This window comes from Rhizobium sp. TAL182, from assembly GCF_002117725.1.
GTDB lineage: Bacteria > Pseudomonadota > Alphaproteobacteria > Rhizobiales > Rhizobiaceae > Rhizobium > Rhizobium esperanzae.
Window position 1 is genome coordinate 1464876 of the sequence record NZ_CP021024.1, and the last position, 21022, is coordinate 1485897.

Consider the following 21022-nt stretch of genomic DNA (forward strand, 5'->3'; position numbering starts at 1 on the left):
CAACCAACGTCCTTGGACGGTGGGTATGCGCGTTAGGCTTAGCTCCGTCTTCGTTTGCGTCAGTTGACTGGGGATGTGGCGGGATGTTCGTTGGTAAGCAGCGCAGCTGTGAAAGGGGACCCATGTCTTTCCAAATTGCCGCGATCAACAGCCTCTCATCTGTCCAAGCAAATCGGGACCGATGATGAGAGCCGATACGCTTAGAGCCGCGAATGGGCCAACCGTCAGTTGGCGAGCGATAGAATGCTGGGGCGCGGGCTTCTGCCTTTTCCTTCAGACAGGCGCCCTTTTCCCGCTCATGCTGGCGGACGCCGACGGAGCCCTTAGCGATCACGCCCGGTCTATATTGCGTCTGCTTTGCCTACCCGTATACGGCTTTACATTGTTGATGCTGGTCAGGAATTTTCCGCAATTTCTAACGGCGCTCAAGCGAAATTGGTTTGTCCCCCTGATGGTCGCCATGCCGTTTGTGTCCGTCTTCTGGTCGGTAGGCCCATCAACGACATTCAGGCGCGCCATCGGCCTGCTCTTTACGGTGCTTCTGGCTTACGTGCTGGCGATACGCTTCACACCACGGCAGTTGCTTCTCCTGGCATTTGCCACCTTCGGAATATGCATCGTCCTCAGCCTGCTGGTCTTCGTGGCGTCGCCGGGGCTCGCTCGCATGCCGATGGACGGCGCCGTGCGTGGCATATTCATCCACAAGAACAGTCTCGGTTGGTATGCCGCCATGATGATACTGGTGTCGACGGCCGTTTTAATGGACGGTAACCGGGGTTTGCGGCGAACCGCTTTGCTTTTCTTGATCGCGGGTGGGGCCTGTCTCATGGGCTCCGGATCGATGACCGCGATCATTGCGACGGTATCTGCCTATTGCTTGATCGGGTTCTATTCCCTGTTGCGGCGGATCGGTGGCATCAGTCGCATCGTCCTCATCCTGTTTTTTGTTCAAATGTTCATCGGGCTCCTCCTTTTGCTTCACGAATTCCTGGTTCCATTCCTGGAGGCGCTTGGCAAGGATGCCACTTTAACGGGCCGAGTGCCCTTGTGGGAACTGGTCGATGGTCAGATTGCCGATCATCTGCTGCTCGGCTTCGGCTACCAGGCGTTTTGGACAGAGGCGAATCCCGAGGCCTGGATTATCTGGTCAAAGATCCAATGGATGGCTCCCCACGCCCATAACGGATTCCGCGATACGCTGCTGAACTTCGGAATAAGCGGAATGATTTTGTTCGCTCTGATGCTTCTACAGGCATTGCGCCAAGGGGCGGTCCTCCAATGCCGGGACCCGCGCTATTGCTGGCTCTGGCTGAATGTCTTCACAGTCGTCATTTTGGTGATGAACATGACCGAGACCATCTTCCTAATTCAGAATGACGCGATTTTCGTTCTGTTTATGTCGGGCATCATCATGTTCTCTCTATACGAGCCCGTTGTTTCAATGACCCCCGGCCAGCAAATGCGGACATCGGCGCGCAGCAAAACGGCGGAGATGCAGATTTGAGGCTGCGTTTCGCACCAATCTTGAGCATTCTCTTTACGACGCTCTTTCCGCAGCCGAGCAACCCGGCCTCAGTGACTTCGGACGCAGATGCGCCCGATAAGCTGCAGACGGCGCTCAGGGAAGCGACTTGCGCGGAAGCGTCGCCGGCTATCTTTTCCGACAGGTTGAAGGGGACTTCACTGAGCAAAGTACTGACGGGCACATCTGCGGCCCGGGCGGTATTCTATGTTTCTCCTAATGGCAAGGACAGTTGGAGTGGGCGTCTTCCCAAACCCAATCCTCAGCATACCGACGGTCCTTTTGTCAGCATCGAGAGAGCTCAGAATGCTGCGCGCGAGAAGGGCGGCCAAAACATGATCGCAATGGGCGGCGGGGACTATTATCTCTCTGAACCGATCGTCTTCGACGCGCGCGACGCGGGCCTTGTCATCGCGGCGAGGTGCAACGAAGCGCCGGTTCTGCACGGCGGTCCGCTTGTACGCAATTGGACGGCACAGGCCGATGGCCGCTGGACGGCATCACTGAAGCTGCCTGCAGGCAGGGAGGTGGGCGACCTTTTCGTCAAGGGGGCGCTGCAGACGCAGGCACGCTTTCCCAACGCCCCGCTCGATGGAGATCCGCGCAAAGGATGGCTTTTTGCGGCCAAGTGTACTGAGGATGATGACATATGGCATGGCAACACGCGTTTTTGCTTCCATGCCGGCGATCTTGCGATCTCGAAAAATACAGCGGGGCTTGTCGCCCATATTGTCGGTGGTTTTCGCCCCGGCAGCCAATGGGGCAGTGACACCCTCCCAGTGGTCTCAATCGACACCGCGAACCGGGCCATCAACACAAGAGGCACTGCCTATTTCTTCACCGCGGAAGGCAGCCGCTATTTCCTGGCCGGGGCGGCGGCCCTGCTCGATGCTCCCGGCGAGTGGTGGTATGACCGCGCCAAGGAGCAACTTGTCTACCTCCCGACCGATGGATTGCCAATCAGCTCTACGGCTGTCGCCGGCATCCTGCCGACATTCTTCAGGCTGGATGGAGCCGATGGAATGGTTGTATCCGGGCTCCAGTTCCGGGATGGGGATCCGCGCGGCAGCGGCAAGTTCGGTACCGACACCAGGAGCTTCGGCGCCATACGGCTCGACCGGGCGGACGGCGTCCGGCTGCTCGGCAATTCCATCGACAATGTCGGCGTCGGCATCCATGTTTCCGAGAGCAAAGATGTCCTGATTGCCGGCAACGTGATTGCGGATGTGGCCGGCAACGGGATTTATGTCGGCACGACCTACGGCACCTTCCTCAAATCCCACGGTGCGACAATCCTGTCGAACCACATCCATGACATCGGCAGGGTCTATTTCGAAACGGCCGGGATCTGGTTCCAGGCTGCCGACAATGTCAGGATCGCTGATAATCTCATCGAAAACGCAGCCCAGTTCGGTATCGCCGGTGGCTCGCTGTGGGGAGATCAGGACGCAGTTCATGACGCGGTCATCGAGCACAACGTGGTCCGAAACGCCAATCAGCAAACGGCAGATGGCGGTGCCATCAAGATGATGGGTGAGCAGACGGACCCTTTGAACAGCAGCATTCGCTACAATCTCGTCACCGGAACAGGTCAGCTTATGAACAGGGTCGATGGGACATTCTGGCCTCCTGGATATGAAAATACCAGTGAATGGCCTTCTCCCATCAGTTGGGCGATCTATACCGACGGCAAGGCGAGTGGAGTGCGCATCGAAGGAAATACGCTTTCGGATAACATATCGGCGATCGGCATAAACGGCGGCTGGAGCAACCTGGTGACGGGGAACATCATTACAGGCGGGTCTGGGGCTGCCTTTCGCGTCGATGACGGTACGGGCCGGGGGTGGCGTCCCCCTTGGGCAGGCCCCAATCGTATCGAGGACAATATCGTGTCGGTCGACAGCGGTAATGGGCTGGCGGCATACATCTACGTGCCTGACCACAAGCTCGGATCGGTGCAATTTGCGCGTAACCGCTACAGCGGCAATCTGAACGACAAGAGCTTCAGGATACATCCGGAGACCATGCCGTCGGGAGAGTTTGGCAGTCTAAGCGATCTTCAAAAGGCTGGGATCGACATAGGCAGCGTAGCGTCGCACCCCAAATAACAAGGCCGCAACGCGACGGAAATGACTGCTGCCGGCAGGAGTTATGGCGTCATGGCCTCAGCGAACCGGCCCAGAGCGAAAATTTGAACGGATCCTGCGTCAGGTTCGAATGCATACGCCGACGGAGCTATACGCATCAAGTTCCCGGGCCGGAAACCTGCTGGGGTGCGACCGGCTTGCCGATAATGGGCGGGCTGATGTTATTGGCAGCGAGCTGTTTCAGAGCCTCTGCACTCAGCATTCCCCGAACGCCGGGATGGCGATTGCAGCCTTCTTCGGCATAAGAACGGGTCCATGGATCGGACGGACCAAAGGTCATGAAAAGCGCCATGCGGTCACCGGTCCCGACCATCCGTCGGAGGGCTGAACGTGTCAGGGTGAAAGCCTTTTGCGAGTCGAGGCGAAGTCGCGGCCCGATCCGCTCAAAGAACTTGCGTAGGCTTCTGTCAACGAGTGTCGGCATTTGACCGGCATGTTCGATGCGCACGTCGAAGATGATGGCATCGCCTGCCCCTATACCCAAGCCCTTCTCCGGCATGCTCTCAACCAGGCCCTTGAGGTGAGATCTTGGTCGAACCTTCAATGTCGCCGGCGAGTTTTCGTCCTGATCCTGTAGATAGAATGCGATCTTGTAGACCCTGAAAGACTCGTCCGCGAAGATGGTTCCGTCGATGCAGCCAGGGTGGTGGGGAACGTCGTTATGCCATGACGATGTCGTGTTGATCATCATATCGCATTCGCCCGTGAGAATGACGTCAAGCGGTCGCGTGATTTCCTTGAGGCGACTGAGGATCACATCGGAAGTCAGAAACTTGGCGATTTCCTCTGCGACATACATGGCATGAAGCTGGAGTTTGCCGCCGTACTGGTAGCGACCTCCCGACTTCAGGTGCTGCTTGATAATCAGCCGTAAGCGCTCCACCTGATCGGGGGACAATAGTTCTCTGATGACGATATACCCATGAGAGCTCAGGTCTTTCTGTAGCTGGTTAGTTTTGCCGGGCAGCTCTGAAGGCTCGCCAGCCGGGCCTGTCATCTCGCCTGTTGGGTTAACCATCTCTCCCCCCGCTTTATTCGCGCGCAGGTCCGCCCAGGCTTGGCGCGAGAGTGACTATCTTCCGCGGCTTTGTGAAGGTCAAACCGCTCTTTCGGGATCGTACTCATCAAAAAGAGCAACGTGGCAAGCCGTGGGGGTACGCCGCCTTACTTCGAACATTGTAACTTATCTCGGCCGAAGGCGTAGGAATATGAAGTGTCTTCTACGTCCAATAGTTGGAACTGAAAGTATGGAGGCAATCGCTCTGCCGGCATATTCTGGTGACAGTTTAAATCGCGAAAGCGTAGGTCATGGGAAAGCAACCAGCAGACAGAGGCCAAACTTCAGTTCTTAAGCAAAAGGACTCCCTGGAATGGACTAATGTCCTTGGTGTTCGCATTTCGGCAGTTAATCTTAAAAGCGCGACCGGTTTTATTCAAAAAGGGATTGAAGACGGCAGGAGGGAATATGTGTGTGTTCGCGACGCACACGGTGTCGTCCGATGTCAAGATGACCCAGAGCTCCGGTCGATACATAACCGGGCGTTCCTCGTGACCCCCGACGGCATGCCGTTGGTATGGGCGTTGAAGCGTGCTGGCCATGTGGACAGCGACAGGGTCTACGGACCTGATCTGATGTTGTCTGTTTTCGAGGCCGGCACATCGAAGGGTATACGCCACTTCCTTTATGGCGCAACGCCCGAGACGCTGCAGCACTTGCAGGCGCGGCTTCTCGCGAAATTCCCGGAAGCTGAGATAGCCGGCTCCTATGCACCGCCTTTTCATAAACTGTCGCCGCAAGAGGAAGCCGATATTGCGGACCGGCTCAATCGATCCGGCGCCGATATCATCTGGGTGGGGCTGAGCAGTCCCAAGCAGGAACTCTGGATGGCGCGCATGCGTGACCGTCTGGATGCATCGATGCTTATCGGCGTCGGAGCTGCATTCGATTTCCACGCCGGCCTCAAGCGGCAAGCTCCAAGGTTCATTCAAAGAAGCGGCTTCGAATGGGCCTTTCGTCTTTTATGCGAGCCGCGACGGCTGTGGCGGCGCTATGCGCTCGTCGTGCCGACCTTCATCTCACTGACAGCATTCCAGAGACTGGGGCTTCGGAAGTTTCCGATCGAAGACCAGGTTTTCGGATCGAGTGCGCCAAAAGCAACAGCCGTAAAGGTGTGAAGCGATCATGTCCCTATTTGCGCCGTCAGCAATCACGTCCGACCTGCGGAAGGCGAACCCTTTCGTGGCAAACCCCACGCCGACCGACGAATTCAATAAGCGGGCAGGGCTGAAGATACCGGTTCCATTCAGGCGCAGGTTGCCTCGGCTTGCTACGTCGTCATTTCTGATTGCCGGCGACATCGCAAGCTATCTGATAGCCTATCTTCTTCTGCTGCCGTTTCTTCCGCACGGTTCGGAGAATATGGTGCCGGAGCGCGCTTTCGCCCTCGCAGCGCTGGCAGCGATCGTTCTTTATGCATCGAACGCGCTCTATCCCGGATATCGTCTCCACGACCACGAACATCTGCGCCGCCGCACGATAGCGTCCTTCAAGGTGGGGGTCATTGCAGCGTTTGGGGCGATTCTTCTGCCGGAAGGGCTAGGAGTGCTGCTTCCGATCATCGGCTTCCTGGGTCTCGGACTGGTTGTTCAACCTCTTATGCGTGGGGCCGCACGAGGACTGTCCTGGAGGATCGGTATCTGGGGTGAGCGGGCAGTGATCGTCGGTGCCCGCAATCGCATCCCCGCGCTCATGGCGTATTTCTCAGAGCATTGGCACTACGGCATTCGGCCGGAATCCTTTTCTCCCGATACTTCGGAAGCATTAGCCGACAATGGACCGTCGATTGCCTTGATCGCTGATGATACGGGCTCATTTATCGCCGAGTTGGCAACGATGCGTCGGCAGTTCGCCGAAGTCATCCTCCTCTCCGACACGCCGAACCTCAAGATAACCGGATTGCGACCCGCGGACGTCGGCGGAGAGATCGGTGTTCGTTTGGCCGTCGGCGGGAGATCGGCAAGCTCGAACCTGGTTCGTCGAGTCCTCGATCTCGTGATCGCTATCCCTGCGACGCTGGTGCTGATGCCCTGCATTCTGGTTGCCGCCGCCGCGATCTATGCCATCGATCCGGGCCCCGTCTTCTTCAGACACGCCAGGGAAGGCTTGTCTGGCAAACCGGTGCGCGTCCTGAAACTGAGAACGATGTACAGAGATGCGGAGCAGCGGCTCGAAACATTGTTCCGGGACAATCCGGACATACAGGCCGAGTGGTCGAACCACTTCAAGCTTCGGCAGGATCCGCGCATCCTGCCGGTGATCGGGCATGTCCTTCGCTCATCGAGTTTCGACGAACTCCCGCAGTTGGTGAACATCATTGCAGGAGAGATGTCCTTCGTGGGACCGCGCCCCTTCCCGGAATATCACCTTTCGGCGATGGATAGCGAGTTTCGTGCCAAGCGGCGCTCGGTAACGCCGGGGCTGACTGGGCTTTGGCAGATATCCGAACGAAGCAATGCGGATATCGAACTGCAGCAGCAACTCGACGAGTTCTACATCGACAATCGATCCTTGTGGTTCGACTGGCACATCCTTCTCAGCACAATTCCTGCGGTCCTGAAAGGCAAGGGAGCCTGCTGACATGTTCTCCATCCCTGTGGGCAAACATTAACAACGGAGCAAATCAATGCACGGACAGAAGCGAATTATGGTTACCGGCGGCACCGGATTCCTGGGATCATTCCTGTGCGAAAGGCTTTTGCGAGAGGGCAATGACGTCCTCTGCGTGGACAATTTCTATACCGGCTCGCGCGATAACGTGCTGCATCTTCTTGACGATCCTCGTTTTGAGATACTCCGCCACGACATCACATTCCCGCTTTATGTGGAGGTCGATGAGATCTACAACCTTGCCTGCCCGGCATCTCCGGTCCACTACCAGCACGATCCGGTGCAGACCGTGAAGACCAATGTGCATGGAGCAATCAATATGCTCGGCCTGGCCAAGCGCACCAAGGCAAAGATCTTCCAGGCATCGACAAGCGAGGTCTATGGCGATCCGGCGGTTCACCCGCAGCCCGAGGAGTATCGCGGAAGCGTCAGTCCCATAGGCCCGCGGGCATGCTACGACGAAGGCAAGCGGTGCGCCGAGACGCTGTTCTTCGACTATCACCGTCAATATGGCGTGGAAATCCGGGTGGCACGGATCTTCAATACCTACGGGCCACGAATGCAGACCAATGACGGCCGCGTCGTCTCCAATTTCATCGTTCAGGCGCTTCAAAACGAACCGATCACCATCTTCGGCAACGGCACGCAAACGCGCTCCTTCTGCTATGTCGACGATCTGATCGAGGGCTTCATCCGCCTGATGGGTACGCCGGCCGGCGTAACCGGTCCGATCAATCTCGGTAACCCGGGAGAATTCCAGGTCCGAGAACTGGCCGAAATGGTCATCGACATGACCGGATCGAAATCAAGCATCGTCTTCAAACCCCTGCCGATCGACGATCCGACCCAGCGCAAGCCCGATATCAGCCGGGCAAAGCAGGAACTGGGCTGGCAGCCGACGGTGAGCCTGCGCCAGGGGCTCGAGAGAACGATCGCCTATTTCGAGTGGAAGCTTTCCGGCGAGGCCAGAAGCATGCCCGGCGTCAGATTTCCACAGATGGCCTACACCAATCCGCCTGCTCCGGCCGTCGGCGTTCCCGTTCCGCACGCTGCGCCCTTGGGAACGTGATCGGCAACGTCAAAGCGCAAATCATGGCTCGGTTTGGGTTTGCTGAACCGAGCCCATATCGCGGTTTGTAAAAAGGGGCGGCGATCGTCGGATGTGCAAATCGCCGCAAAAAAACACCGAGGACATGGGCAATGCGCGTTGCTGTTATTACACCATATTACAAGGAGCCTAACGAACTCCTTGAGCAGTGCCGGGCGAGCGTTGTCGACCAAACCGTTGCATGCGACCATGTCTTTGTTGCCGACGGTTTTCCGAACAGTTCCGTCGGTCGCTGGGGCGCAAAACATTTCATCCTGCCCAATGCTCACGGCGATGCGGGCAACATGGCTCGCGTGATCGGCAGCCTCAGCGCCTTCGCTCAGGGTTATGACGCGGTGGCGTTTCTCGATGCGGACAACTGGTACAGATTCGACCACATCCAGCGTCTGCTTGAACTTCACCACCGTACCGGTGCTACGGTTTGCTCATCGAGACGTTCGATGCATCGCGCAGACGGCACCTACATGTTCGACGACTCAAAAAGCGACGGCCGCACGCACGTGGATACGAACTGCTTGTTTCTCACGCGGCCGTGCCTGCCGATCATCGCGCGTTGGGCTCACATGCCGAGGGAACTCTATCCAGTAGGAGATTCTGTCTATTGGAGCTCGATACGGAGCTCTGGGCTGTCGCGCGCTCATGAGCCGATCTCGACGGTCTGTTACCGCACGACTTGGGAAGCCGACTACAAGCGGATGGGTGAACCTGCCCCCGCGGGCAGCAAGACCCTCGCATTCACTGATCAGCCCTACTACTGGCTCAAGTCCCTTCCGGTTCGAGACCGCTGGCGCATCTGGCAGGATTTCGGCTTTCCGCTCAGGCGACGCACGGTAGCAAAGCTGATCGGTCAATATGCGCTGTCAAGACTTTCCCCGTACTCCTATCTCGGAGCCAAAATATGAGTGCTGAGGCGGAAACATCTCTCAACGCACCTGCGAGCGGGAAACAAACGCCACTGAACAACAAGACGATGCCGCCAGCGGAAGATCTGTCGAACCAAGCGTGGCGCTGTGCCAGCGGAGGAATAAGTTTGCAACGTGTTGATGTCGTCATTCCCTGCTATAACTACGCTCATTTCCTGCAGGAGTCTGTTGAGAGTGTCCTTTCACAAGCAGGCGTCGATGTGCGCGTGCTTATTCTGGATGACTGCTCGCCGGACAATACACCGGAAGTCGGAAAGGCGCTGGCGTCCCGGGATGACCGGGTCACTTATCGGCGGCACACGACAAACATGGGCCACATCGCCACCTACAATGAGGGAATCGATTGGGCAGGCGGTGACTTATTCCTGCTTCTTTCTGCGGATGATTATCTTTTGCCGGGCTCGCTGGGCCGCGCGGCGGAACTGATGCGCACCTATCCAAATGTGGGGATGGCGTTCGGGAACGCGCTCATAGCTGAGCCGGACGGTAATACGAGCCGCGCTGATCCTCTCGGCGATAACGTGCGTCCCATGCAGGTCTTGTCCGGTCCGCAATTCATGCGGTTGAGCGGGGCAAGCAATCTCGTTCCAACGCCGACGGCTGTCGTGAGGACGGCGCTGCAAAAGCAGGTTGGCGGCTATCGTAAGGAGCTGCCGCATGCCGGCGATATGGAAATGTGGCTGCGGCTCGCATCACATGCCGATGTAGGCTTCATCAAAGAGGATCAAGCAGTATATCGCCGACATGCTTCGAATATGTCGCTGCAATACTACGGCGAAAACATTCTTTCCGACCTTCTGCAAAGAAAAAAGGCTTTTGATGCGCTGTTTAGCCAAGCGACAGATAGCCTCAAAGAGGATCAGACGCTGAGACGCTTTCTTGCCAGGGAGCTCGGAAATAAGGCGCTTCAACAGGCTGGCATCGCCTTCAACAACTTCGACCTCGCAACGGCCGCTGCCATTCAGCGTTTTGCACTGGAGGTCTCTCCTGAGCTGCGAAATTCGGTGCCCTGCTTCAAATTGGCCTGCAAGCAAATGATCGGGCCAAAGTATTGGTACGCCTTGAAGTCCATCGCGCGACGAGTTGCAGGATGCATGCGCAGGAACCGGGTTAGTTCATCTGCAAGTACGGGAACAACGGTCGGCAGCTGAGCGCTCGATCGCTCTTCACGCCATACGAGACAGACCTGCCCGGTATCAAAAAAACCGGTGACGCATTTCGCGCCACCGGGGTGATTTGAGCACAAATGTGCTGCAAAATACGAAAAGATTGACCCCAAGAATTGTATCAGCGCATCGCTGTATCTCACGCCGGAACACCACTTTGGAACAAGTCGTTGAGTTTGAAAACAACTTCCGTCCTGTTGGTCGCTTTGACCTTTTTCATGATGTTGCGAACATGCACCTTGACGGTGCTCTCTCGGAGATTGAGCTCGTAGGCGATGATCTTGTTCGCCTTTCCGCGTCGGAGCGCCTCCACCACTTCTGCCTGACGATCGGTGAAGATGCCGGAGAGCGGGCGGGCCGTCGAGTTGCTCGAGTCCAGCAGGTGACGCATGGCGAACAGGGCGCTTGCAGGCACAAATATTCCTCCTGCCACCGACAGCGCGATCAGCTCCATGCAGACGCTGACGCTGACTGAGGCGGGTATGAAGCCTTTGGCACCGTACTCAAGAGCCCTGACGATTTGGCCAAAATCGTCGCTATCAGCCAATACGATAAGGGGTGTAGAGGCGAATTCCGACGAAAGCTTCCGGATTTGTTCCGAAACGGCCGGTTCATCGACCTTCTTGCCGCCGACGTTCAAGAGGATTGCCGCAAGCGGAGCGTATTCGTCGCGCTTCTGCTTCCACTCCTCAATCGATCCAAACGCCAGAATCTGCAAATCCGCCTTTTGGGCAGCCATGCATTGCGCCAGGCATTGACGATCAAGTTCGCGATTATCGAGAATGACAAGCGAATGCGTCTGTCCTGCCGACAGGGCAAGTGTGTGCGCGTTATTAAGGGGAAGAGCTACGTTTTCCTGCCTGAGGTCCAAATTCGGTATAAGTGCTGAATTCACAGCTTCACCCTCCCTCTAACACGTTACGCTTCACTACGACCCGAGTACCGACCCCTCTCAATACGGGGGTTTAGGAAACTCTAAAGTAGGAATCGAATACCACAATTCGCGGAACGTTACAGTAGCTAATATAGGCTAAGTACAGCACAACTTCCTTAAATCGCTTGAAATTTGAAGGTAATCATGAGTATAGACTTAGGTCTTACTGGATTCATCGCACAGATAGTCTCTGTTTTTACATATCAGTTTTATGGCAAGCCACTAAATGCATGGAAACAATCGCTGTCTCCGGCGTAGGCCGCATTGCGTACGGGAGGTGACTCCTGCCACCAGTGCTGGTCGATAGCATGAGCCGGGGCGTAAGTCGTCATAAGTAGATACGCCTTTAGGTGAGTAAGCTTAACCGTTTTGTTTCTTTACTCGAGTGACGAAAACAATTCTCTTTGAGGTGTAGAGAAATATTTGTCCTGTTGGTTTGAAACCTTGGACGCAATCGCCCGATTGTTTGTTTCAACTGAAAATCGGGCCCTGTTAGGAGTAGTAGGGGTTTTCAGGGATGATTGCATCAAATGTCAAGCTGGGCGACGGCAGCGTCATCCACCATCGAGATCTCGTAAATCTGTATGGCTGCACGATCGGCGCAGGAACGCGCATCGGCACCTTTGTCGAAATTCAGAAGAATGTCGTGGTCGGGAGAGACTGCAAAATTTCCAGCCATTCCTTCCTCTGTGAGGGCGTGACGCTGGAAGACGGCGTGTTCATCGGCCACGGGGTCATGTTTACGAACGACACCTACCCGCGCGCCATTAATCCGGACGGCAGCCTGCAGACGGAGGCCGACTGGATCCTCATCCCGACACTTGTCAAGCGCCACGCGTCGATCGGCAGCAACGCCACCATTCTGCCCGGCGTGACCATCGGAGAGGCTGCGCAGGTCGGCGCCGGGGCGGTTGTAACGAAGGACGTGCCTGACGGCGCCATCGTCGCGGGCGTTCCGGCTCGGGTGATCGGCCGCGTCAATGACGGACCGGTAGACATGTTTGCGTTGGGAGAAATGGAATGATCGGTATCGCTGTTGTCGGATATGGGTATTGGGGTCCGAATCTGGTTCGTAACATCTCGGAAGCGGCCGGCGCCCACCTTGTTTCAGTCTGTGATCTCAATGTCGAACGGTTGGGCGCTGTCAAAAGCCGGTACCCCGCAATAACGGTCACCGACAATTTCGAGGAAGTCTTGCGCGATCCGAGAGTCGACGCGATTGCTATCGCGACGCCGGTCTCGACACATTTCAAGCTTGCAATGCAGGCGATGATGGCCGGAAAGCATGTCTTTGTCGAAAAGCCGATGGCAGCGACGGCGGAAGAAGCCTCGCGAATGGTCGACGAAGCTGCGCGCCGGCGCCTCGTGCTGGCCGTGGATCATACCTTCGTCCACACCGGCGCCGTCCGGAAAATGCGCGAACTGGTCGAAAGCGGCCTTGGCGACATGTATTATTATGACTCGGTTCGGGTCAATCTCGGGCTCTTTCAGCATGATGTCAGCGTCATCTGGGACCTCGCCGTGCACGATCTTTCCATCCTGGACCACGTCCTGCAGGAAAAACCGGTGGCTGTTTCTGCGACGGGCATGAGCCACGTGCTCGGCGAGCCGGAGAACATCGCTTATCTGACGCTCTTTTTCGAGAGCAAGCTCATCGCGCACATCCACGTCAATTGGCTTGCGCCGGTCAAGGTGCGCCGCACGCTGATCGGCGGCAGCAACAAGATGATCGTCTATGACGATCTCGAGCCCAGCGAAAAGATCAAGGTCTATGACAAGGGCATCACCATGTGCCCAAATTCCGATGCGTATGGCGAGAAGGTGCATCAGATGCTGGTCGGCTACCGCAGCGGCGATATGTGGGCGCCCAAGCTCGATATGACCGAGGCATTGAAGCGCGAACTGGATCACTTCGTCGAGTGCATCGAGCAGAATTCCCGGCCCATTACGGACGGGCATGCCGGGTTGCGTGTCGTTCGAGTCCTTGAAGCCGCAAGCAGGTCGCTCGCACAGCGCGGTCGTATCGTCGAGCTCGAAGAGGCGAGGCGCATCGCATGATCCCCTTTCTGGACCTCAAAGCACAATATCAATCGATCAAGAGCGAAATCGACGCCGCCGTGCTCGGCGTGCTCGCCTCTGGGCAATACATACTGGGCGAGGAAGTCATCCGCCTCGAGCAGGAATTCGCGGATTATTGCAACGTCAAACACGCGATCGCCGTCAACACCGGGACGAGTGCCCTGCATCTGTCTTTGCTTGCGGCGGGCATTGGTCCCGGCGATGAAGTCATCACAGTGCCACTCACCTTTGTCGCGACTGTGTCGGCGATCTGCTATACGGGCGCAACACCCGTATTCGTCGATGTCGAGCCGGTGACGCTGACCATGGATCCGGCTCAGCTCGAGGCGAAGATCACCTCCCGGACCAAGGCCATCATCCCCGTCCATCTCTATGGTCAGATGGCGGATATGGATGGCATTATGGCAGTCGCCGATCGCTACCAGATCCCGGTCATCGAGGACGCTTGCCAGGCACATGGCGCCCGGTATAAGGGCGCGCGCGCCGGCAGCATCGGCGCATCTGGCTGCTTCAGCTTCTATCCGGGCAAGAACCTCGGCGCCTGCGGCGAGGGCGGGATCGCCGTCACGAACAGCGATGAGCAGGCCAAGACAATGCGCATGCTGCGAGATTGGGGTCAGGAGCAGCGCTATCACCATCTGCTGAAGGGCTTCAACTATCGCATGGACGCCATCCAGGGAGCCATTCTGCGTGTCAAGCTCCGGCATCTCGAAGCCTGGACCGAAGCCCGTCGTTCGCATGGTCGCCGCTATTCCTCGCTGCTTGCAGGATCGCCGCATTTGCGAACGCCTGTCGAAGTGCCGGAGCGGCGGCATGTCTACCATGTCTACGCCATCAGAAGCCATGATCGGGACGGCCTGCAACGTGTGCTCACAGCAGAGGGCATTCCATCCGGCCTGCACTATCCTATTCCCGTTCATTTGCAGAAGGCCCATGCCGACCTCGGTTACCAAGCAGGCGACTTCCCGGTCTCGGAAGCTGCCGCACGCGAGGTTCTCTCCTTACCGATCTATCCTGAAATGCCCGTACAGCACGTCGATCAGGTCGCGGCTGCGCTGGAGTATGCCTATGTCAGCTAGTCCACGCGAGGCTCGCGTCGTGCAGGCCGTCCACGGCCGCAGCCAGAAGCCGGCAGATCCAGCCTATCAGGCGGGGCTCGTCGAAGAGCTCAGGCAATCATATGGGCGCGCCGGCCTGATCGAACTCTACGGCCGCTTCTCGACAGGCGACGGCATCGTCGATGCGCTGATGCGCAAAGCCATCTGGCAGGCTATCACGCGGAGCTGCGGCGAAGGTCTGCAGGTCGCAAGCGGCGCTGGTTTCAAACATCCGGAAACGTTCGAAATCGGCAATGGCGTGTTCATCGGTGCTCAGGCCTACATCCAGGGACGCTACGATGGCACTTGCGTCATCGGCGACAATGTCTGGATCGGCCCGATGGCCTATTTCGACGCGCGCGACCTCGTGATCGAGGATTCTGTCGGGTGGGGGCCGGGCGCCAAGGTGCTTGGCTCGACCCACACCGCACTGCCGATAGACGTGCCGATCATCCGTACGGATCTTGAAATCAAGCCGGTACGCATCTGTGCAGAGGCCGATATCGGAACGAATGCGACCATTCTTCCCGGCGTGACCATCGGGAAGGGGGCGATCGTTGGAGCGGGAGCAGTCGTCGTTTCCGACGTCGAGCCGTTCTCGGTTGCCGCCGGTGTACCGGCGAAATTCATACGTTGGCGTTCGGAGAATGATCCGATGACGAACATGTCGCGTGAGGGAAGATCATGAGAAACAAACGAGTGCTCATCACCGGCGGTGCCGGTCTGATCGGTTCGCATATTGCCGATCTTGTTGCATTGGAAAAACCTCGCGAGATCATCGTCCTGGACAATTTCGTGCGTGGGCGCCGGGACAATCTCAGCACGGCAATATCAAGCGGCTCCGTCAACATCATCGAGGGCGATATCCGCGACAGGGCATTGCTGGCGAAAACCTTCGAAGGCGTCGACATCGTCTTTCACCAGGCGGCGATCCGCATCACCCAATGCGCGGAAGAACCGCGGCTCGCCTTCGATGTTCTGGCCGAGGGCACGTTCAACGTCCTCGAAGCTGCCGTGAAGGCCGGCGTGTCGAAGGTCGTTGCTGCTTCCTCCGCCTCCGTGCTGGGGCTTGCCGAAAGCTTCCCGACGACCGAGCAGCATCATCCCTACAATAACCGGACGATCTACGGCGCGGCCAAGACCTTCAACGAGGGTCTATTGCGCAGTTTCGCGGAAATGTACGGCCTGCGCTATGTGGCGCTGCGCTATTTCAACGTCTACGGGCCGAGAATGGACGTTTACGGCGCCTATACAGAAGTTCTGATCCGTTGGATGGAACGTCTGGCGGCCGGAATGCCGCCGCTCGTCTATGGAGACGGCAGCCAGACGATGGACTTCGTCGATGCACGCGATATCGCGCGGGCAAACATGCTGGCGGCAAAGAGCGACGTTACGGACGAGGTGTTCAACGTCGCGAGCGGCAGGGAAATAAGCCTGCTGGAACTCGCGCAGATGCTGAGCGATATCATGGGATCCTCACTCGAGCCGCAGCACAAAGAGGCGCGCGCCGTCAACGGCGTCACGCGTCGTCTTGCCGATATCAGCAAGGCCGAAAGGCTTCTGGGCTTCAAGGCGGAAATCTCGATGGAGCAGGGGCTTCGTGATCTTGTCGCGTGGTGGCAGTCGAAGACTGCTTCGGCAGGAGGCCAGGCTGCATGAGCCCGTTGTTATCGACGATTCCCGTCGCCAAACCCGTTCTCGGAGAGGAAGAGGCTGAAGCCACGCGCCGCGTCATCCTGTCGGGGTGGGTGACGCAAGGGCCGGAAGTCGCGGCATTTGAGAAGGAGTTCGCAGCCTTCGTCGGCACCGAGCACGCTTGTGCCGTTTCCAACTGCACGACCGCGCTTCATCTCGCCTTGATGGCGGTCGGCATCGGTACCGGCGATGAAGTCATCACGGTCAGCCATTCGTTCATCGCCACCGCGAACGCTGTTCGGTACTGCAATGCGGTGCCCGTCTTCGTCGACATCGAGCCGGATGGCTACAATATCGACCCCAGCTTGATCGAAACGGCAATCACGCCCCGCACCAAGGCAATCCTGTGCGTGCATCAGCTCGGCATGCCCTGCGATCTCCGTTCGATCGTGGAGATCGGCAAGCGCCATTCGATACCGGTTATCGAGGATGCTGCCTGTGCGACGGGAAGCGAAATCCTTTGGGACGGGCGTTGGGAAAAGATCGGCAAGCCGCATGGCGACATTGCCTGCTTCTCCTTCCATCCCCGAAAGGTCGTCACGACGGGTGACGGCGGCATGCTGACGACTGTGAATCCGGAATATGACCGAAAATTCCGGCTGTGGCGCCAGCATGGCATGAGCGTCACCGATGCCGTCCGCCACGGCTCGAAACAGGTGATTTTCGAAGACTATGATGAACTGGGCTACAACTATCGCATGACCGACCTCCAGGCCGCGGTCGGACGGGTGCAGCTCCGGCGGCTGCCGGAGCTGGTTGCAGAGCGAAGGCGGATTGCCGCTCAATATTGCGAGCACCTGTCGACGATCGGCGGCCTAAAGCTGCCGATGGAGCCTGATTGGGCCCGCAGCAACTGGCAGAGCTTCTGTGTGAGATTACCTGATGCCGTCGACCAACGGGCAGTCATGCAGGTACTGCTCGATCAAGGGATATCGACCAGGCGCGGCGTGATGAACATTCATCTGGAAGGAGCCTATTCCGGCCTAAGCGTCCATCGAGCCGCCACTGGCCTGGCGCGAAGCGTGTCAGCGCAGCAGCAAACGATAATCCTGCCGCTCTTCGCCCAGATGACGGACCTCGACATCGTCAGGGTTGTTGAGGCACTTCGCGCAGCCCTTGAGGAGGCGACCGTCGGAGCCGCCAACGTCCAACGTCCCATGGATATCGCTGTCGCCTGAACGCCATCTCCTGATACGGCAATTGCATAACAAACGATGCGCGGATCCGAGGATGCGCGCATTGTTCGTTAGAGCACCAGGAAAGTGCGATGCGGTTTTCCCAGGCAAACCGCGAAGCGCTGTTGCCGGGGATTGCGGTAAATACAAAAGGTTAGAGCGGCCCTGCGTTTCCGTGAAGAGCTGAATCGCTCTAGGCTGACTTCGTGATCCATCCGCGAATCATGGCCGGCACGGACTCCGGCGGAAGCAGGTCGACCAGCATGCGCAGTGAATACAACCCACAGACAAGGACGGCGACGAAGCCGATCACCGTCGCCGGCCACAGCGGCAAAATCGAGAACATCAGGAATACCAGCCCCGATGCGGGCAAGAAAAGCAACGCGTGTCGGCGATTGGCGGCGGACCAGCGAAAACCGGTCAATTTGCGGACGATCACATAGATCAGGATGCCGTGCCACACATAGAGGCCAAAAAATGCCATGCCGGCTCCTTGGGTACCGAGCAGCGATACCAGGAGCCAGGCAAGCCCAACATGCACGACTGCAGCCGCAACCTCAGTCCAGAAGAAAAGCGCCTGGGTGTTCTTCGCCACAACGATGAAACCCATCGGCCAGGAAATAATGCGCAGCATCATGCCGAGACAGATCCAGCGCAGAAGTTCGACTGCCCCGTGGAATTCTGCCGAATAGAACAGGCTCATCATGAGCGGCGCCAGCGTCAGCGTGCCGAGCAGGCCGGGGCCGGCGAGCAGCATGCTGGCTTCGGCCTGTTCGTTGACGAGCCGGTTGCATTCGACATCGTTGTCGATCATTGCAGTCAGGCGAGGATAGAAATCCGTCCCCATGGCCTGCAGGATGAAGCCGGCGTAGAGACCGCCGAGACCCCAGGCAGCTTGATACAATCCCGCCGCCATGACGCCGCCTTCCTTCAGCACGATGAGGCGGATGGCATAGGCCGCGCCGAAGGTCAGAAGCCCGCTTGCCATAAAGACGAACCCGAGCCGGAGCAGCGCCGACACCTGCCGGCCGAACTGGCGCGCCGACATCGGGTAGGGATTTGGAAAGATCCGCCGGCTGTACCACCACGTCGGAACGATTGAGGCAGCTGCAATGAGCACAAGCGACGGTGCGATCGCCTGCACCCCGAAGAGATAGATCAGAGGGATACTCACCGCTGTACCGAAGAGCCCGGCAAGCACGTTAATACGGGCAAGATCCGCAATTCCGCGCATACCCTGAATCAATGCGCCTTGTCCCGCAGACACCAGCCGGAAGAAAACGGCGAGCGACAGCAGCACAATGCCCCCGACGTGCTGGTAATCACCGAAGGTGAAACTTGAGACAGGATACGCCAATGCGGCAAGAAGGAGCGCCCCAAAGAGCGCCAGCACCACTGATATGCGTCTCAGTACGGTCGCCGATTGGGCAATCCTGGTTGTATCGCCAGTGCCGGCTGCCTCAGCGACCTGACGCACGCCACTGCCGCCGACGCCCAGGCCGGCGAGGGACTGCGCCATGTCCACGATCGAGCTGTAAAGGCCCATCAGCCCGATGCCTTCCGGCCCGAGCAGAACGGCCATGGCTTTGTTTCTGACGATGCTAAGTGCGACGTTGACGAGCGAAGAGCCGCCCATCAGCATCGTCGATTTGAGGATCTGGGTGTAGGTCTGGCTTGGTGGGATCATTCTGAAAGTCATCGAAAGCCCCAGCCCGTGATCATCGGCTTACCTGACTGACATTCGCCCCTGTCTGGACAGGCAGCGCAGCGGCGTCTTCGGATGACGCATCGGCGGTGCGTACCCGAGTCACCTTGACCACGTCGCCCGGTGCCAGCTCCGTCATTTCGGAAGCCTGGAATTGACTGACCTCACCCTTTTCCCGCCGGCTCACAATGAACGTCAGCGGCAGTTCTTCATTGTAATTCTTCACGCTGGCGCCGCTCGACAGTTCCTCGAGAAGCAGCTGTTGCGTGGTGTCACGCTTCAATTTGAGCTGATCGAGGTTGGCCTTTTCCGCCTGTAGCTCGGTAGCGAGCTCGTTGCGGCGAGTGTCGGAAAGTCCCTCGAGACTGCGCGTCGTCTCGTTGATTGCCTGGCGTCCCCGCATGATGGCAGTCACGAGATCGAGCCGATCGGAGCGATAGGTGGTGAGCAATCGTTCCAGATCCATCTGACGTGAGGAGATCGTCAGGCCCTTTTGGACCAACGTCTTCACGCTCGTCAGTTGTTCCTCCACTGACTGGATATTGTCATCCGAGCCTTTCAGTTTTTCTTGCAGCGTTTCGACTTCCGCAGTCAAGAGATTACGCAATTCGACGAGCGCTACCGACTGTCTGTCCAGCGCGCTTGCACGGGCCTGAAAAATGACCCGCTCCTCCTGGTAGATACTCTCGGCATATTGCCGATCGGCGGCGGGGGGCTGATCGAAGACTATCTCCTTCGCGTCGGCCATCTCCGCCTGCAGCCGCGCGAGCTTTGCCGAACTGCGCAGCAGCGAGTGGTCAATGTCCCGCAAATCGCCGGCAAGCCTGATCGCCTGCGATTGCTGCTGCGCCGCAGCCCGCAACGGGCCGCCGCTCATGGCGAGGGATTGCAAGACACTGAGGCCGGAGCGAAACTTGTATTCTCCCGGCGCCATCACGTCTCCCACCACGTAAATGGAGGAATAGTCCAGAACGTCGATGGTCACTGCAGGTGCCTGGGTCAGACCCATCTTCGCCTGAAGGCGCTTGGCAATCTCGATGGTAAGGCCCTCATTGTCGAGATTGGCGACGGCCAGCGACCCCAGGAAGGGCAGGGAGATTATACCTGAATCCGAAACAGTGTATTCCCCACTGATCCCATCCAACCGATCAAACTGACCCTTGGACGGTATCCATTGCACGACGCTCAGACGGATTTTCGTTTGTGGAGCGAAGAACGCGCTATCGGCGAGAGCCGGCGACACCGCTCCGGCAAGAAATGCGAGTGCACCGATGACAAACGTCATGCGAAAGAGCAGCTGGGGGATGCGGTGCGATGAATTCATATACATATCTCGTCTGCGAAACATCCTTGAACGGATGCCGATCCAATGCCTTCACGCTGTTCGACCGCCGGCCGGCAGGTCCGAAGCCGCATCGTTAGTGTGCCGTCTGGCGAAGGCTTGAGGAAGGTGAAGGTCGTTTGCTTTGCCTCATCACTATTGATGAGATGGGGTGGGTGCCTCAGTCTAAATCGAGCAGGAGCGTATATCTCAGAGAGGTATCGTCCTGAAAAGTCACGAGATCATGCACGCAGGAATAGGTGCGCTCGCCCTGAAGGACCGCGATCGCATAGGCGTGCCGGATCGAAGGTGCCCCGATGCAGACGGCCTTTGCATCGCTTGGTCGACCCGGTCCGTTGCTTCCTGCTTGGGCGTTTCCAGCGTCAGTGCCGCCAAGTGGCGATGGTGGACTAAGCCGCCGCCGCGGCTTGAGCCCCTGCACCGGACGCGGCGCAGCTTCACGGCCCGTCGCACCCGTCACTA

The 21022-nt window shown here is 57.9% G+C and carries 17 protein-coding genes; 13 read left to right on the plus strand and 4 right to left on the minus strand.

Translation table 11 applies throughout. The features are described 5' to 3' along the window. The first annotated feature begins 184 nt into the window (after nt 1-184). Nucleotides 185-1504, plus strand: a complete 1320-nt coding sequence (locus Tal182_RS07435; protein WP_064806046.1) for an O-antigen ligase family protein — start codon at nt 185-187, stop codon at nt 1502-1504. Then, entirely contained in the window at nt 1501-3630 is a 2130-nt protein-coding gene (locus Tal182_RS07440; protein WP_085859011.1) for a right-handed parallel beta-helix repeat-containing protein, read from the plus strand. Before Tal182_RS07435 ends, Tal182_RS07440 begins: the two co-directional genes overlap by 4 nt. Nucleotides 3631-3766: 136 nt before the next feature. Here Tal182_RS07440 and Tal182_RS32665 read toward each other — a convergent pair whose 3' ends face one another. Next, nucleotides 3767-4687 (minus strand): phytanoyl-CoA dioxygenase, encoded by a 921-nt coding sequence (locus Tal182_RS32665; protein ID WP_245344833.1) that lies wholly within the window; start codon nt 4685-4687, stop codon nt 3767-3769. Between the two features lie 290 nt (nt 4688-4977). Here Tal182_RS32665 and Tal182_RS07455 point away from each other — a divergent pair, with 290 nt between their 5' ends. From Tal182_RS07455 to Tal182_RS07475, 5 genes are all read left to right on the plus strand, one after another. Further along, nucleotides 4978-5844: a WecB/TagA/CpsF family glycosyltransferase gene (locus Tal182_RS07455; protein ID WP_064809989.1), complete on the plus strand. Its 867-nt coding sequence runs from the start codon at nt 4978-4980 to the stop codon at nt 5842-5844. Between the two features lie 7 nt (nt 5845-5851). Further along, nucleotides 5852-7306 (plus strand): sugar transferase, encoded by a 1455-nt coding sequence (locus tag Tal182_RS07460; protein ID WP_064801479.1) that lies wholly within the window; start codon nt 5852-5854, stop codon nt 7304-7306. A gap of 46 nt (nt 7307-7352) precedes the next feature. After that, nucleotides 7353-8405, plus strand: coding sequence for a UDP-glucuronic acid decarboxylase family protein (locus Tal182_RS07465; RefSeq protein ID WP_064801481.1), 1053 nt, complete (start codon nt 7353-7355; stop codon nt 8403-8405). 131 nt (nt 8406-8536) lie between these two features. After that, nucleotides 8537-9346 (plus strand): glycosyltransferase, encoded by an 810-nt coding sequence (locus Tal182_RS07470; RefSeq protein ID WP_085859015.1) that lies wholly within the window; start codon nt 8537-8539, stop codon nt 9344-9346. 128 nt (nt 9347-9474) lie between these two features. Next, nucleotides 9475-10518, plus strand: coding sequence for a glycosyltransferase family 2 protein (locus tag Tal182_RS07475; RefSeq protein WP_085860877.1), 1044 nt, complete (start codon nt 9475-9477; stop codon nt 10516-10518). A 154-nt stretch (nt 10519-10672) separates the two neighbouring features. Here Tal182_RS07475 and Tal182_RS07480 read toward each other — a convergent pair whose 3' ends face one another. Beyond that, nucleotides 10673-11428, minus strand: coding sequence for a response regulator transcription factor (locus tag Tal182_RS07480; RefSeq protein WP_064801485.1), 756 nt, complete (start codon nt 11426-11428; stop codon nt 10673-10675). Nucleotides 11429-11984: 556 nt separating this feature from the next. Between Tal182_RS07480 and Tal182_RS07485 the strand changes: the two genes are divergently transcribed. From Tal182_RS07485 to Tal182_RS07510, 6 genes are read left to right on the plus strand one after another with little or no spacing between them, the layout of a single operon-like run. Continuing rightward, nucleotides 11985-12491, plus strand: a complete 507-nt coding sequence (locus Tal182_RS07485) for an acyltransferase (RefSeq protein ID WP_064801486.1) — start codon at nt 11985-11987, stop codon at nt 12489-12491. Continuing rightward, a complete protein-coding gene (locus Tal182_RS07490) occupies nt 12488-13525 on the plus strand; it encodes a Gfo/Idh/MocA family oxidoreductase (RefSeq protein ID WP_064801487.1) in 1038 nt (345 codons plus the stop codon). The genes Tal182_RS07485 and Tal182_RS07490 overlap by 4 nt, the downstream gene beginning before the upstream one ends. Next, nucleotides 13522-14625 carry a DegT/DnrJ/EryC1/StrS family aminotransferase gene (locus Tal182_RS07495; RefSeq protein WP_085859017.1) on the plus strand — a complete coding sequence of 368 codons (1104 nt, stop codon included), beginning with the start codon at nt 13522-13524 and terminating at the stop codon, nt 14623-14625. Before Tal182_RS07490 ends, Tal182_RS07495 begins: the two co-directional genes overlap by 4 nt. Then, entirely contained in the window at nt 14615-15331 is a 717-nt protein-coding gene (locus Tal182_RS07500) for an acyltransferase (RefSeq protein ID WP_085859019.1), read from the plus strand. Before Tal182_RS07495 ends, Tal182_RS07500 begins: the two co-directional genes overlap by 11 nt. Further along, nucleotides 15328-16302, plus strand: coding sequence for an NAD-dependent epimerase/dehydratase family protein (locus Tal182_RS07505; RefSeq protein ID WP_064801492.1), 975 nt, complete (start codon nt 15328-15330; stop codon nt 16300-16302). The genes Tal182_RS07500 and Tal182_RS07505 overlap by 4 nt, the downstream gene beginning before the upstream one ends. Further along, nucleotides 16299-17516 carry a DegT/DnrJ/EryC1/StrS family aminotransferase gene (locus tag Tal182_RS07510; RefSeq protein ID WP_085859021.1) on the plus strand — a complete coding sequence of 406 codons (1218 nt, stop codon included), beginning with the start codon at nt 16299-16301 and terminating at the stop codon, nt 17514-17516. Before Tal182_RS07505 ends, Tal182_RS07510 begins: the two co-directional genes overlap by 4 nt. Before the next feature lie 190 nt (nt 17517-17706). On the opposite strand, the gene Tal182_RS07515 is transcribed toward Tal182_RS07510, so the two are convergent. Both Tal182_RS07515 and Tal182_RS07520 read right to left on the minus strand, forming a co-directional pair. Then, a complete protein-coding gene (locus Tal182_RS07515) occupies nt 17707-19212 on the minus strand; it encodes an O-antigen translocase (RefSeq protein WP_085859023.1) in 1506 nt (501 codons plus the stop codon). A 19-nt stretch (nt 19213-19231) separates the two neighbouring features. Further along, nucleotides 19232-20548, minus strand: coding sequence for a polysaccharide biosynthesis/export family protein (locus tag Tal182_RS07520; RefSeq protein WP_085859025.1), 1317 nt, complete (start codon nt 20546-20548; stop codon nt 19232-19234). Between the last annotated feature and the right edge of the window lie 474 nt (nt 20549-21022).